Annotated in this window: 14 protein-coding genes and 1 pseudogene; 3 read left to right on the forward strand and 12 right to left on the reverse strand. The window is 41.3% G+C overall.

The annotated features are described in order from the left end of the window. Nucleotides 1-253 precede the first annotated feature (253 nt). From AAAT87_RS04855 to AAAT87_RS15525, 6 genes and pseudogenes are all read right to left on the reverse strand, one after another. The gene (locus AAAT87_RS04855; protein ID WP_349225791.1) at nucleotides 254-1,417 is read right to left on the reverse strand and encodes an HNH endonuclease family protein; all 1,164 of its coding nucleotides are present in this window, start codon (nucleotides 1,415-1,417) and stop codon (nucleotides 254-256) included. Nucleotide 1,418: 1 nt separating this feature from the next. After that, on the reverse strand, nucleotides 1,419-2,537 hold the full coding sequence (locus AAAT87_RS04860; RefSeq protein ID WP_349225792.1) for an adenine-specific methyltransferase EcoRI family protein: 1,119 nt from the start codon (nucleotides 2,535-2,537) through the stop codon (nucleotides 1,419-1,421). Between the two features lie 932 nt (nucleotides 2,538-3,469). Further along, entirely contained in the window at nucleotides 3,470-3,892 is a 423-nt protein-coding gene (locus AAAT87_RS04865) for a hypothetical protein (RefSeq protein WP_218414866.1), read from the reverse strand. Nucleotides 3,893-3,895: 3 nt separating this feature from the next. Beyond that, nucleotides 3,896-4,312, reverse strand: a complete 417-nt coding sequence (locus tag AAAT87_RS04870; RefSeq protein WP_144152978.1) for a helix-turn-helix transcriptional regulator — start codon at nucleotides 4,310-4,312, stop codon at nucleotides 3,896-3,898. 5 nt (nucleotides 4,313-4,317) lie between these two features. Continuing rightward, the gene (locus AAAT87_RS04875; RefSeq protein ID WP_144152976.1) at nucleotides 4,318-4,698 is read right to left on the reverse strand and encodes a hypothetical protein; all 381 of its coding nucleotides are present in this window, start codon (nucleotides 4,696-4,698) and stop codon (nucleotides 4,318-4,320) included. Between the two features lie 140 nt (nucleotides 4,699-4,838). Next, nucleotides 4,839-4,949 (reverse strand): annotated as a pseudogene (locus AAAT87_RS15525) (adenine-specific methyltransferase EcoRI family protein); the annotation flags it as partial. A gap of 310 nt (nucleotides 4,950-5,259) precedes the next feature. Between AAAT87_RS15525 and AAAT87_RS04885 the strand changes: the two are divergent. Next, nucleotides 5,260-5,715 (forward strand): DUF6078 family protein, encoded by a 456-nt coding sequence (locus AAAT87_RS04885; protein ID WP_218414868.1) that lies wholly within the window; start codon nucleotides 5,260-5,262, stop codon nucleotides 5,713-5,715. 350 nt (nucleotides 5,716-6,065) lie between these two features. Next, nucleotides 6,066-7,952, forward strand: coding sequence for a VapE domain-containing protein (locus tag AAAT87_RS04890; protein WP_349225793.1), 1,887 nt, complete (start codon nucleotides 6,066-6,068; stop codon nucleotides 7,950-7,952). 177 nt (nucleotides 7,953-8,129) lie between these two features. Here the strand turns inward: AAAT87_RS04890 and nhaD are convergent, their stop codons facing one another. Next, entirely contained in the window at nucleotides 8,130-9,500 is a 1,371-nt protein-coding gene (gene nhaD / locus AAAT87_RS04895; RefSeq protein WP_349225794.1) for a sodium:proton antiporter NhaD, read from the reverse strand. 372 nt (nucleotides 9,501-9,872) lie between these two features. Between nhaD and AAAT87_RS04900 the strand changes: the two genes are divergently transcribed. After that, complete coding sequence (locus tag AAAT87_RS04900; RefSeq protein WP_349225795.1) at nucleotides 9,873-11,006, forward strand: AAA family ATPase; 1,134 nt, start codon at nucleotides 9,873-9,875, stop codon at nucleotides 11,004-11,006. A gap of 174 nt (nucleotides 11,007-11,180) precedes the next feature. On the opposite strand, the gene AAAT87_RS04905 is transcribed toward AAAT87_RS04900, so the two are convergent. The 5 genes from AAAT87_RS04905 to AAAT87_RS04925 form a co-directional block, all read right to left on the reverse strand. Continuing rightward, the gene (locus AAAT87_RS04905) at nucleotides 11,181-11,339 is read right to left on the reverse strand and encodes a hypothetical protein (protein WP_349225796.1); all 159 of its coding nucleotides are present in this window, start codon (nucleotides 11,337-11,339) and stop codon (nucleotides 11,181-11,183) included. Between the two features lie 90 nt (nucleotides 11,340-11,429). Then, nucleotides 11,430-11,747 carry a helix-turn-helix domain-containing protein gene (locus tag AAAT87_RS04910; protein ID WP_089543833.1) on the reverse strand — a complete coding sequence of 106 codons (318 nt, stop codon included), beginning with the start codon at nucleotides 11,745-11,747 and terminating at the stop codon, nucleotides 11,430-11,432. A gap of 86 nt (nucleotides 11,748-11,833) precedes the next feature. Continuing rightward, the gene (locus AAAT87_RS04915) at nucleotides 11,834-12,649 is read right to left on the reverse strand and encodes a carboxypeptidase-like regulatory domain-containing protein (protein ID WP_296973014.1); all 816 of its coding nucleotides are present in this window, start codon (nucleotides 12,647-12,649) and stop codon (nucleotides 11,834-11,836) included. A 95-nt stretch (nucleotides 12,650-12,744) separates the two neighbouring features. Continuing rightward, a complete protein-coding gene (locus AAAT87_RS04920) occupies nucleotides 12,745-14,322 on the reverse strand; it encodes an ATP-binding protein (protein WP_349225797.1) in 1,578 nt (525 codons plus the stop codon). 267 nt (nucleotides 14,323-14,589) lie between these two features. Next, complete coding sequence (locus AAAT87_RS04925) at nucleotides 14,590-15,222, reverse strand: nitroreductase family protein (RefSeq protein WP_349225798.1); 633 nt, start codon at nucleotides 15,220-15,222, stop codon at nucleotides 14,590-14,592. Between the last annotated feature and the right edge of the window lie 113 nt (nucleotides 15,223-15,335).

A 15,335-nucleotide genomic window follows, 5' to 3' on the forward strand; every position in this document is an offset into this window, starting at 1 on the left:
ATATGATGCTGTCCATAACCCAGCAGGCAAACTATAAACCACAAAATCAGGCAAATGAATCTGTTCTACTTTATTCCTTACTATATCAATAGTCGTGGAACCACCCATTTTGTTCAATATCTCAAACAAAAAAATGCTTTTAGGCCGATAAAGCAAATATATCAGTCCTCCGAAGAGTACCGGAATCAATGCTATCGCCCATTCCAAACAAGGATACCGGCCTAACTTCTCTAGCACTCTATCCATACTCAAACTATCTGTTTCCTTTAGCCCGATTATGGGTCTTGCAGAGCATCTGGCAGTTGCTTTCGTCTGTGGCTCCACCTTTGCTCCATGCTTGTACATGGTCGGCATCCATTTCCTTTAATGCCCAAATTTTATCCTTATTGGGACCATCGCCACAAGCACAAAGACGACAATTGCTTTCATGCTTCTTTTTGGCATCTGCCGTCTGACGATCATAAACCCTGCGTTTGGTATTGTCATCAAAGACACGGACATTCAGAAGTCTTGTATCCTTACAACCGCCAAGCACATATTCAAACACGTTCTTTTTATCTTGAACGCATGGATCGTTATAAAGCTCTTTCACCTTTTGTGAAACCTTGATATGATCGTATGGAGTAGTATGGTACTTTTCGTAGAGTTCTCCCCAATTCAATCCCTTCATCTTGGGATAGACATCATCAAAGGTCTGCTCTATCCATGAAATGACATCGTTGAAATATAGTTTGAGTTCATTGATATCGGTATCACGACGATGCTCCTGCATATAATCCTTGATGTTGCCATGACTAACCCATCTCAAGGCTTCTTGCAGAATTTCCTGTCTGTTAGCAGAGCCAGAGATGTAGCATCCCCATTTCTGTATATGACTATCATCCTTATTACTAAACTCCTTTCGGGCTGCAGAAACGAAAGGTCCTGAATAAATCGCATTCAGTTTCTCCTGGTCATTGAGTTTGATACCACCAATGTTGATGATTTCAAACCATTCCTTGATTTCTGACTCCGTGCCTTCGCAAATGTATGCGATTAACTCTGTATTCTCTATGCGTTCTCGTTCTTCAGCATCCAACGAAAAGATTTTATACGGTTTGTTATTTCTCATGATAGAGAACTTTCTTATCAAGTATCTACCAAGGCTTGTAATGCGTTGCTGTCCATCAAGAACCTCTAAACGTCCATCAGGAAGTTTGTTGAAATAGAGCAAACCTAAAGGATATCCCTTCAAGACGGAATCTATAACAGCGGCTTCTTTCTCACTATTATTCTCACTATAGAGATAGTTGCGCTGATACTCTGGCTGTATGGTTAGCTTACCCGCTAAACCATACAACCCCTTTCCGTCAACATCACTATATGTAAAACCTTCACATAACTCCTTTACTGTATATATTTTCAATTCCTTTTCCATTTTATAAATGTTTTTTACGGATTAATATTCGAGCATATTGTCGCTTATTATTTACGACTCCACATCCACCTCTATCCTCTGGATGAATGGTGTATCCGACTTCATCTAATATTTCCTTAGGTGCAGAAGCTCTTGTATTTCCACATGCTTGCCAAATAATATCAAATTGCTCTGGACAATATTTATCAAGAAAGGTAACTGGTACACCCATTAAATTCTCGTAATCACAAGGAATTGCATCTGTATACGGAATTTCAATGGCATCATAATTGTCATAATGCTGATACTTTTTTCCTTGAATATCCTTATGCTTACTATATTTAATATTATCAGCCATAGACATCAAAGACAATGGATTGTGGCGACGACCATGGTCTATATTAGTGTACCATCTTACCCCTTTTACACGAATGTATTTCTTTCCATTTTCGTCAATTCTGCATCCTGCTGCTTCCAAAGGATATTCATCTGGAACTCCAAATTCACGGTCTCCGCTATGGATAGTACATCCCATCCAAACCTTATTATCTCTAAGCAATGGGAATACTTCTTTATAGGTAACGCAGTTTATATTTCCTATAATGATAAACTGCTTATTAGCCTCAACAATCCATGCAAGAAACTCTCTAAAAAGCGAAAATGGTGGATTGGTTACAATAATATCCGCTTCATCTCTTAACTTTTTAACCTCTTCGCTCCTGAAATCACCATCTCCTTCAAGATAGTCCCACTCCAAGTCTTCAAGATTGATTTTACCATCACCAGTAGTGTCTTTTTCTAAAACGAAAATTTTACCATGGGTGTTAGTCTTAGACTTGTCAAACTTTGGAGAAGTTGTTTCCAAAAAGGATGTTTGAATTCCTGCTTTAATAACCTTGCTATTGATAGCATAGCTCGTTGAGATGAGTTTCTTCAAACCCAAATCTTCAAAGTTTTGTGCAAAATACTTAGTGAAATTACTCCACTCCGGGTCATCGCAAGGCAGAAGAACCGTCTTGCCACGAAATACATTTGGATTGTAATCGAGATAGGCTTCCATTTCGGTTTCTATATCATAAAACATGGTATAGAACTCGTCTTTCTTGGCAGCCTTAGCATTTGATAATGTACTATTTGCCATAATTATTGATAGTTGTTACGCACCCAACTATCAATCCGCTAAAACACAAAAAGGGCGTGATGCCTCTTATCGCGTTTAGCACGGGGCGGCGTAGGAATGGAGCCCCAGTCAATCCATAAGAATGCATCACGCCTATAGCGTGTTTGCATTGCTTAATCGGATTGACTGGAGGCTACATATATATACGAACCACCTATCACATATTATTTCCGTGCTTGTTATTCCAAATTGAGTTTCCTACGCTCTTGGCTAAACGCGAAATAATAGCGAATGCTTTTGTTTTTACCCACAATGTCTTGGGAACCATCCTAATCTTAGAACAATACCCGATGCAAAGGTACAAGTTTTATTTTTAACAACAAAACTTTTATCGAAAAATGTTTCGAAAAAAGTTGTGTGAGGAGACACAAATGGGAAGAAGAAGTAGTCTTACTTGGCAAGGAGCTTTAGTTTTTGGGGAATGTTTCCACATACTTTCCTTATTTTCCACACCATCTACTTTTGACGCACAAAACATAAACATTTGATAATCAATACATATCATTTTTCATCTTCTTTTTGGTACGCAGATTGTGACTATGAATAGCGGGTTCGATAATGAATCCACAAAAAAGAAAGAAAGTAAGTAACATTAAACAGAAGTTGGCACTCCTATCCAGTCACAAGCTACCACTGAGGATTCTACACAACAGGAGACTACTCAGCAGCAGGAGGCTACAGAGACTGAGCAGCAGACAAATGCTGAATAAGAAATCACAAGAGAGTTCAATAGAGTTCTATTTGCAATCGACATATAAGAAAAGCGTAGAATCCTGCCGGCAGTAATGTCAGCAGGATTCTACGCTTTATTCATTAAGCAAATCCTCCGCAGGAATAGAATCCATTTCCCCTCACGATGAAGCTTAAAATCCGTAAACACCGCTCCTTATAGGTTAATTATCTTTGGATTCTAATTTTACTGTCAAATCTGATATTCCCATTTCCGAAACATTTATTGGTGGGATAACGATATAGTTGAACTGAGTGTTTTCTGTTTTACAGAATAAAACACCTCTCGCTGTTCCAATCGTGTGAACTGCGAAAAATTCAAGAAGGTCTTTTGGTATGACTACTTCTTTGTCATTGCGAAGAGTCTTCCAATCATCTACTTGGATTTCAAATTCACACGTCATCTTTAAAACCATTACTTTTTCTGATTCAGAAGTGAAGTCAAATGCAACAACACAAGCGACTTTCTTTCCTTCATCACCATACTTGAAATTTAGGCTAACATTCATACCAACTTCATCTTTGCAGTCTTCGCACAAGATTGCAAACTGGTCTAAATGAATACCAAACATTCTAAATTTAGTCATAATTTATGCTGCATTCTTAGGTGTGTCAGTATTAACTGGACACATAATCTCATTACTCTTCATAGAATAGCTGACATGAATTTCCCCATCATTCCATTCTACAAAATTTGCATTTGGCAATGCAATATTTTTAAATTGTTTAGAACAAGCATCATCACTGACGTACTTCCCTACAGGTATAAAATCTATCTGTGGAATAACGCCAAATGCAAGCGACAACTCAAAAAACTTAGAGAGACGATGATCATAATCTCCATTCAATAGCTGGGAGACATATCCTTTGGAAACTCCGAGATACTCTGCCAACTGTGTTTTGTTACGACCAGTCTCTTTCATAAAACTCTCAGCTTGATTGTAAAGCTCTATTTGAGTTTTAGCAGTCCAATACTCTGGGCTTTTCAATACTTCTTTTCTGTCCATAATAATCACATTTCAAAGCCATTGAACAACTTATCAATCTTCTTGATGTCTAAATCTTGGTTACTTTTATATGCACCGAGAATTACAAAAACATCGGGTCTTTCCAAAATGACGTACACACGAATATCATTCTTTTTAAACTCATATACATTTTTACATTTCTTACACTTTATAGACCTAAACTTTGTCTTTGGCAAAAGATTAGACGGACTCAAACTGTCCATGTATCCATATATAGCGTTTAACTTTTTTAAATCCCTTTGTTCATCTTTTAGATTGTCGACAAACTCTTGGAATTGGAATTTTCCATTAACAGCGACCTCAAAGAATTGATAACTACTATTGTTGACTGGCTCGAATTTTCTTACTTGATACTTTTCAGCCATTTTTAGTTTTTACTAAACTGCTGCAAATATAATCAGAAATTTTCATTCACGCAAATTTTTAACTCTAAATTAACCAAAACAGATCGTTAAAAGAACATTTTGCAACATCGAGATAGCAATTTTACCATAAATTGTTTTCGAAACACATCCTTATAAGTCACACAGTTTATATTACCTATTATAATAAACTGCTTATCTACCACAACAATCCATGCAAGAAACTCACTAAAAAGTGAGAATGGTGGATTAGAATAAAAAATAAGGTTAGCATACGCGCATATGGATATTTTTTTCTCGAAAAAAGTATCAAAGTCTCATTTTTCGATGTAGAATAAGGCTTATATCTTTAATACACAGCACTTTATCACGAATGAGACTTCTCTAAAAATGAAGGAAGAAGTATCATGGAAGTATCATAAATTAGCGAGAAGTATCATGATTTCTTGCTTGCATCGAAAAAAAATGCTTTATGAAGTGATAATAATAGCATTTGTAAGGCAATAAACAGGATATTTTTGCGTTTAGTAAAACAGAATGTTTTATTCTTAATACTTAAGAAATATGGATGAAAAGGAACTTTTGAAAAAGGCTTTCGAATACGGAAACGTTCCTAGCCTCATCACCTATTGCTTCACCGAACCATGTCCGATGAAAGACAAGTGTATCCACTATCTATCCGGCCTCTACAAAAACGAGAAGACTGATAGAGGAGATGCCATCTTCCCAAATGCCCTGAAAAACGGGAATTGCAAGTACTTCGCTCCGCTGCGTGTCGTGAAAATGGCATGGGGATTCGACAAACTCTTTGCCGAAATGAAAGTGAAAGACGCACCCACACTGCGCGCCGAAATGAGAAGCTACCTCGGTAGCAAAGGACAATACTACCGATACAAACTGGGACAACTGAAACTCCTCCCGGAACAGCAGAAATATATCAAACAGCTCTTCGCCAGATACGGATATAAAGACGTTGAGTTCGAACACTTCTCGGAAGAGATTGACTTCACAAACATCTAATCTTTCCAAGTATTTATTGTTACGGTTTGATAAAACTAAAGATGTATTCATTCCCGTTTCACTATACTGAATATGTCTAGTATTCCAGTTTAGGAGAGCAACTATATGTCTACTTTTTCAGTTCATCAGATGTTCCCTCTGTGCCCACTAGCTGATCCTACCATGCCCGTTACACGGGCATCCACAGCCCACCAAGCGGGCATCCACAGAACAAGGGCTGGGCAACAAGTGCCCATAAGGCGGGCAATAAGTGCCCAAATATCGTGACCTGTTTTGGGCAACACCGAAAAGAGTTTATAGTTTACAATTTATAGTTTACAGTTAACACTTAACCATTAACCAGAAATACAATGAAGGTAACTATCGTACATACAAACAATAAAAAACAGCTTCTCGTAAGTACCAAGACGATGGAGAAGCTGATGGAACGATTCGCAAGGGATGATAGCAAACTGACTATCACCCACTTCCGCGAAAGCGTTCCGTATCTTAGCAACAACTATGAAGGCTACAAGGATATGCCGAAATGGATGCACATCTATCCCGCTGCTGAATTCACCAAAGACGACAACAACAACCTGAAGATGAAGGCTTTCAACGGCATCCTGCTGCTGAAATTTGGCAACATTACTGATGTTGATGGTGCGGAGGGCGTTAAACGCTCGGTAGCCATTCTGCCTTCTACCCTTGCCGCCATCACAGGTGCCGACGGAAAGACTGTTATCGTTCTGATAAAATTCCAGGGCGAAAATGATTCCCTGCCTACATCTGAGGCGGATGCCGAGCATCTCTATCGCATCGCTTACCAGCAGATTTTCCCTGTATATCAGGCTATTGTCAAGGCTTCGATTCTTGTAGATGGTCCGAAACCTTCTATCGAGGCTGGCTCTACCCTATCCCAAGAGCCTTCGATTCACAACAGTTTCATGATGACGCTCGATGCGGAGCCTTATTTCAACAGCAAGGCGGTGGCGATGAAGATTGATAGCCATGCACGATCTCAAAGCCCAGCTCCCAACACGGATAATTGTCAGCAGACAATTCCTGATTTCAGGGCTCCGGAAGAAGAAAAGAAAGTTGACAGAAACAGTATTCGCGAGAATATCGTGAACATGATGCAGCTGCTGAAAAGCAGATATGATTTCAGATACAACACGGTGATGAAATATGTGGAATATCTGCCGAAGGACAAGGGATGGTATGGCTACCAACCTGTGGAACCCAGAGTACAGAAGCGCATGACGCTGGAGGTGCAGCTGGCTGATATCCGGGTGAGCATCAAGGATGTACGTAATTTCCTGGAGTCTGATTATATCAAAAATTATAATCCGATAGATGAATATCTCTTCCAGTGCTACGACAAATGGGATGGAAAGGATCATATCCGTGCCTTGGCCCGCACGGTGCCTACCGCCAATCCTCATTGGGCTGACTGGTTTTACACCTGGTTCCTGGGCATGGTGGACCAGTGGCGCGGCTATTCACATCGCCAATACGGCAACTCGGTGGCTCCGCTTCTCATTTCCAAACAGGGTTACAACAAGAGTACTTTCTGTCGCCGACTGTTGCCGCCGGAACTGCAGTGGGGGTATAGTGACAATCTTATTCTGTCGGAAAAGCGTCAGGTTTATCAGGCGATGGCGCAGTTTATGGTCATCAATCTCGATGAGTTCAACCAGATTTCACCACAGGTGCAGCAGGGATTCCTGAAGAATCTCATCCAGTTGCCTACGCTGAAATACAAGCCTCCGTATGGCAGTCATGTCATGGAATTTCCTCGTCTCGCCTCGTTCATCGCCACGAGCAACATGAAGGATATTCTCTCCGATCCATCCGGCAATCGAAGATTCATCGGTGTGGAACTGACGGGGCCTATCGACGTGAGCGTTCGTCCGAACTATCAGCAGCTTTTTGCCCAGGCACTTTCTGCCTTGAACAATGGCGAAAAGAGTTATTTCGATGCGCAGCAGGTGAAGCTGATCATGAAGAGCAACAGCCAGTTTGAGATAATCCAGCCGATAGATCAGTATTTCCTGCTCTATTTTGAATTGGTTGAGGATGAGAAAGAGGGTGACTATCTTACTGCCGCCGAAATTTTCGACTATCTGAAAAAGCAGATTGGTTCATCGCTCAAGGTAAACAGCCTGATGGGATTCGGCAGGAAACTGGCGAATATGAGTGAGTTGAAACACAAGAGATTTGCAGATGGAATGAAATATCTCGTAAAGAAAAAGTGAAATAATGATACTTCTATGAGACATAAATGAGACTTCCCGGCATCAGAACCGAGAAGTCTCATTCTTTTTATCTTATTATCTATCAAGTCTTTAAGCCGGTATTTTTAATAGAAAATGAGACTATGAGACTTTTTCTTCAAAAAAAAACTTTTTCACGTAAGCGAAAACATTTATCCTTTAGATAGCATAAAGGAAGGTGCGGATGAACCAGTAGCAGATGATACCTGCGATGTAACCTACGAAAGCAATCCAGGAGATGTGCTTCATATACCAGCCGAAGGTAATCTTCTCCAAACCCATTACCACCACACCAGCGGCACTACCGATAATCAGCATTGAACCTCCTACACCGGCACAGTAGGCCAGCAACTGCCAGAAGACACCATCCACAGCCATATCGCCAGCGGCTGCCACAGGATACATTCCCATACATCCGGCTACCAGAGGCACATTGTCAACGATACTTGAAAGCACACCGATAATACCAGTAACCAGGTAGTGGTTGCCATCGAATACGACGTTCAAGCCCTGACCCAAAGCAGTCAATACGCCAATCTCAGCCAGGCAGGATACTGCCATCAGGATACCGAGGAAGAAGAGGATGGTACTCATATCAACACGAGAAAGCAACTTGGTTACTCGCTTCTGAGTGCCCTCGGCATCAGCTCCACGATGCAAACCGCGATAGAAAACTTCGGTAGCAATCCAGAGAACGCCCAATACCAGGAGGATTCCTACGAATGGAGGCAAGTGGGTGATACTCTTGAAGATAGGAACGAAGATCAAACCGCCTACTCCCAACCAGAACACTGCCTTGCGCTGACCTTCGGTGAAATCGCTGACCGATGCATTCTGCTGGTCAGAAACCTCAGACATCACGAGTTCGCCCTTCAACATGGTCTGAAGGATGAGGGCTGGAATCACCATGGAAACCACAGACGGGATGAAGATTTCGGCGATAACGCCGGCTGCGGTAATCAATCCCTTGTTCCAGAGCATGATGGTGGTAACGTCGCCGATTGGTGAGAAGGCACCACCCGAATTGGCTGCGATGATGACGAGGGATGCATAAACCATGCGATCCTTGTGGTCGGTGACGAGCTTTCGGAGAATCATGATCATCACGATACTGGTGGTCAGATTGTCGAGGATAGCCGAGAGGATGAAGGTAAGGACAGCGATACGCCAGAGGAGCGCACGCTTCGACTTGGTCTTCATCACCTTGCGAACCCAGTTGAATCCGCCGTTCTGGTCAACGATTTCCACGATGGTCATCGCACCCATCAGGAAGAAGAGTGTTGTGGCGGTATCGCCCAGATGTTCCTGGATGATTCCGGTCACCTTCTCGACCATTCCTGCTGCGCCGCCTGTATAATCAGGGTGCATCAACTGGAGATACTGCATTGGATCCATCATGTAGAGGGTCCAACAACCTACCAACATCAACAGGGCTATCGCAGCCTTGTTTACCTTAGTCAAGCTTTCGGTGGCAATGAGTGCATAGCCGAGCACGAAAACGACAATAATAGAAATTGTAAGTGTAGTCATTACTTCTTATTTATTATTAGATATTCTTGATTCCACTTCTTATGATTTGGCACGTACAATTGCCGAATTGTGTGCAAAGGTACAAAAAGAAAAGCAATAACCACCCTTTTCTGTATTATAATTATATGAAATCGCTTACTTAATAATGGTTTTAACCTGATAATAACCGATTTCGACCAGTATGGTTGAGGCATTTCGTTGTTTAGCACATGCTTGTTGAATTTGGGGAACCCAAAAATGACATCAGTATAACTAGTTAAAAGTTAATTAGTAATAAAGTTCTTACTAAGATGTTTCTTACCTAAAAGATTATTACTACCTTTGCATTACATAAAACATGTAACATAAAACATGGAATAGATATAAAACGTTATGGAACAGCTGAATAACCCATTTGTTATCTACGGATATAAGGGAGCAGAATACTTCTGCGACCGCAAGAAAGAGACGGAAGTCATCATGAAGGCTTTGCAGAATGAGCGCAACATCGTCCTCATCTCTCCCCGACGCATCGGAAAGACGGGACTCATACACCATGTCTTTGAGAACATCAGCAAGCAGGAGCCTGAAACGCATTGTTTCTATCTCGACATCAATGCCACAAGAAATCTGAGCCAATTCATCCAATTATTGGCAAAGACGGTTATCGGGAAGGTTGATACTTTCTCACAAACTGCCATGCGCAAGATTACCACCTTCTTTGCTGGCTACAAGCCTACGATGTCGTTTGATGAGATGACGGGAATCCCTACGTTCTCGATTACGGTTTCGCCAAGCCAGCGCGAAGATTCCCTTAAACATATCTTCGAGTATCTGAAACAATCGGAAAAACGAATCTATATTGCCATAGACGAGTTCCAGCAGATAGCCGAATATCCCGAAGATGGCACAGAGGCCCTGCTGCGCTCCTACATCCAGTTCTTGCCGAATGTATATTTCATCTTTGCAGGCAGCAAGCAGCACATGATGACCGACATGTTCCTGTCGGCAAAGCGCCCATTCTATCAGAGTTCGCAAATTCTCAACCTTCCTCTCATCAACCAGGATGAGTATCATCGTTTTGCCAACAGATGGATGGGAACCCGGAATCTGACCATGGATCATGATACCTTTGCCTATCTATATAATAAGGTGGATGGTCAAACCTGGTATATCCAGGATATTCTGAACCGACTCTATCAGAACGGAAAGGAAATAACGACAGCGGAAATAAATGATGTAACCCTGGAACTGGTGAACGAGCAGGAAGTGGCATTCGTGAATTACTACGATTCCCTTACGGACAATCAGGCTGCCCTTCTATCTGCCATTGCCCAGGATAAGGCTGTCACCTCCATTCTTTCGCAGGATTTCATCAGCCGCCACAACTTGCCTGCTGCCAGCAGCGTGAGTCTTGCTCTCAAGACGCTGATCAATAGAGAATTCATCTACAAGTACAATGGCAGCTATATCATCTACGACCGCTTCTTCGGGATGTGGTTGAGGAAGAACTGCGCTGGAAATTAATCATTGCAAAAAAAATCCGAAACAGATAGCTGCCATTACTTCTGTTTCGGATTATCTTTTCGTATTCTTTTTCTTTCTTTTCCTTTCTTATTCTTCCTTAAAACATCGCCCAAGCATATACTAAACTTTATCAGGAATCTCTTCCCCCATCAACGCCAAATGATATGAAATCGCTTACTTACGGATTTCTTCCAAAACCCGTTCTATTTTGCGTATCCAGTGCTCATCGATTTCCACTTTTTCGGCATAAGACTTGAAGTTCATCACCACGTCTTCCACTTCTTCTATGATATTAGAAGCATTTCTGATATCCTGTTTTTGTGCAAAAAGCATCAAATCCTGCTTCGTTATATTCTTTCGCTTGCCAAGAACCGTAAGTTCATGGTTACGATAGAAATGTGAATCAGGATTACCTGCACAACATTATCTTTCATGTCTTACCCTTTCCTTCTTTTCATTCATTTTCTTCACTTGGCTAGGCAGAATTGGCAGCGGCGGCAAGAGTTTTTCAGCTTCCTGCAGGAATCCAATGCTCCTCAACAGAGAAAGAATAGTGCCAAAGCCTATGTTCTTAGCTTCGCCTTTTTCAAACTGGCTAATGGTGAAAATGCTCACACCAGCCTTTACAGCCACCTCTTTCTGAGTGAGATTGCTGAACAGACGATATTGCTTGAATCGTCCTCCTAATTCAGATATAATCTCAGAATTAGACTTTGCCTCTATACCATATTCCGTAATCATGCTGCAAATATAGTTATTTCTTTATTTATCGCCAAATATAGGGTTAAATATTTAAATATCTTTAGTTATTGCAATAAAAAAAGTTACTAAAGATGCTTTGCAGATATACCATAAAGAGAAACGCCCAAGGTTACTGGCAAATTCTTTTTCCTATCTGTACACAGATTTCTTACGCAACCCTTCTTGAAATAAGCAGGAAAATGAATTTCGCCATTACCACTACTTGCCATAACAGCTACACCTATATAATATTTATGATTGCGCTCCAGCTTCAATGGTTCTTCTATCCAAACAGATAAATCCTTCTTATCTGAAATTTCGGATAATCGGACGTACAAAGGTCGATGCTGTACAGGCACAAAATTTGTTCCCTTTACTTCATAAATGATTAAGCGAATTGTGCATGAAGCAAAAGTACATTTTTGTACTCGCAACTTAGCTGTTTTCACATAATAGTCTTTATTTACAACAAATAAGGGGCCCGTTTCATATTTCGTGTTTCTAACGTTATGAAATGCAACATCACCTGGTGCCCGAACTCCCTTTCCAAGAATGCTTTCCTGCTTTTTACCGGAAACGACTGTTATATCTGACAAATCACAAGTCTTTTCTTTCAACGTAAGTTGCAGCGAAGTCTTTTTGCTATATACATCATAAGGAATTTTACTGGTCTGATAACTGATATGACTAATCACAAGTTCCTGTTTCATACCATCGGGCACCACCAGAGAGAAATTTCCTTCCTTGTCAGATACCGCATAAATACTATCTACATATACGCTAGCGAATTCAACGTTCTTACCAAATTCATCTACAATATGTCCTTTTATAGTCTTATTTGCAGCAATACATGCCAAAGAAAAGAACTCGCAGACAATCAGAAAAAATATAAATCTCCTCATATTCATAGCTTTAAAACTTTATAGGGTATTTATCTCCGCACATCAGCGAGACATACGTGCACAAAAGCTGATGTGCGTTCTCTTTTTACAAGAGGCTAGCTATCTTTATCATTCTCTTCAATCATCCAATCCGCAATATTGCCCTGTGTAGAATCAAAGTTGACACCTACTTTTACTATAGGTTTCCCGCAAAGCGCAAAGCGCTGGGCATAGTTCTTGAGGTTGATTTGCTGCAAAGCCGTCTGGGCATCCCTGTTCAGCTTCAGCTCTATGATATAGAGACGGATGTCGGTCAACAGCACGATATCTACCCTTCCATTGGGAGTGTGCACTTCTACATCTACCACATAGCCAGTCAAAAGCGAGAAGATGATAAACAGCATCTGCTGGTAATGACCTTCATGGTTGGTGACATTGCAATATGGCACAGTTCCCAGAAAGGTCTGGAGCAGCTGTAATGCTCCGTCCATATCATCCTGACGGATAAGCACAGACATCTGAGCGATGGTGACATCTCCATTCTGGGCAAACATTCCTTCCAGATAGTTAGGAAGAAGACTCTCGAACAATCCTACCTTGATTTCCTTGTTCGGCAAATCAAGAGTATAGAGCTTGCTGGTCTTGTCATAATCTTTGATGGTAAGATAGCCACTTTGGTATAGCAAAGGGGTTATGGCTGTCATGTTCTCTGTCGGGGCATCAAAGGCTGATGATTTGGCATACATTTTTCCAAGAGTTGCCGGCAAGACATGAAACTTCCGCATCATGTTAATCAAGTAGGTTGGAGTGCCGGAAGCGAACCAGTATGAACCGAAATCCTGATTGGCAAAGCAGTTGAGCAGACTGAACGGATTGAATATATCTGACGATTGGGCAGAGAAATGATAACCATCGTAGTTCATTTTCAGTTCTTCGATGGCAGTTTCTCTTGTGGAGCCTAGCGATTTTGCCAATTCATCAATGTCGTCCGACATCTGGGTGAGCAGCTCCTCCTTGGTGATTCCACATATTCCCGAATATTCCCTGTTCATCGAAATATTGGTGATATTATTCAGTTCGCTGAAGATGCTGAGTTGCGAAAACCTGGTGATACCGGTGAGGAAGACAAAGCGGAGATATGGGTCGCAATCCTTCAATGGACTATAGAAATTATGCATGATATTGCGAAGATTCTTGAGATTGTCATCCTCGTGTGCCACATCAAGAAGAGGAGCATCGTATTCATCGATGAGCACGACCACCTTCTTTCCCGTCCGTCTGTACACATTCATAATCAGGTTTGCCAATCTCACATTCGGATCAACAGCATCATTTTCTATACCAAACTTCTTTTCATTCAAGCCGATGATATAGAGCAGGTATCTTTCCAGTTGCTCCTTCTCCATGTGTTTGCCCATAGCCATACTGAAATGGAGCACAGGATATTCTGTCCATTCCTGCTCCAGCTTTTCAATGGCAAGTCCCTTAAAGAGTTCTTTCTTTCCTTCGAAATAACTCTGTAACGTAGATACAAGCAAAGACTTTCCGAAACGGCGTGGGCGTCCCAGAAATATATAGTTGCTGTCAGAATGTGTCATGCGGTAAACATATTCTGTCTTGTCGATATAGAGCCGGTCTTCCGTGCGAATCTTATCGAAGGTTTGTATTCCTATAGGATATCTTTTTCTTGCCATAATTCTACGCTTGATGATATTACAACAGCTTATCTTGCATAAAGCCACTGCAAAGATACGAAGTTTTTTTGGAAACTCTATTAAAAAAGAAGAAATATTGGGTTATCATTTTCAATAATAACTCTCGGGAAGATATTTATCTCATTTTTCCCAAAACAAAAAAGGACTTGAAGAAGATGTTTCATATTTTGCCTACATGTTTCAAGAAGATGCATATCTATCTTTAGACGTTGATGTCCTGAAACAGGACATCAAATTTCATTTGTCTTAATCCATGAATTTGATCATGTCCTGGCGTCTTGGCTTTGCCTCCGGCGATTCGTCAGGATAACCCAGGGCGATGCAGTAGAGCAGTTTGTAATTCTTGGAGAATGCCATGCGGTCGAGGTAAGGCTTGGCTGACGGCGAATCCAATATCCAACGGGCAGAACTGCCCAGGCAGCAGGAGCCGATGCCCTTTGCCCATGCTGCAAGAATGATATTCTCGCCAAGCAAACCGCAATCAATCTGCGCCATATCATAAGTCGTATCGTAGGCAATGCAAACCACGCATGGAGCATTCACGAAGATGTTCTTGAAGCCCTTGCGCTCGGCTATCTTAGGATTATCCTTTACCACGGCCTGGGTTATCGAATCGATGAGTGCAGGAGAATCTATCACTCTGATTTCGTACGACTGCAGATTCTGCCCGTTTGGCGCATGGATGCCGCATTTCAGAATTTCGTTTAGGGCATCACGGCTGATAGCGGAATCCTTGTAAGCACGGATGCTTCTGCGACTCATCATCAAATCGGTTACCACACTTGCAGAGTCAACGCTGGTCATTGCTTCCAGCTGTCTGTTCTCGTTGCAGGCAGTCAACATCAGTGCAGCTGCCAATCCTAAAAATATCTTCTTCATATTATTCATTGTATGATTAAACTTATATTGATAATTAGTATTTACCAATGTAGCGTTATTCGTATATACCGTGCAAAGATAGCAACAAATATTGATATCCAAGAAGATACGTT

The organism is Segatella sinensis (assembly GCF_040095255.1).
GTDB lineage: Bacteria > Bacteroidota > Bacteroidia > Bacteroidales > Bacteroidaceae > Prevotella > Prevotella sinensis.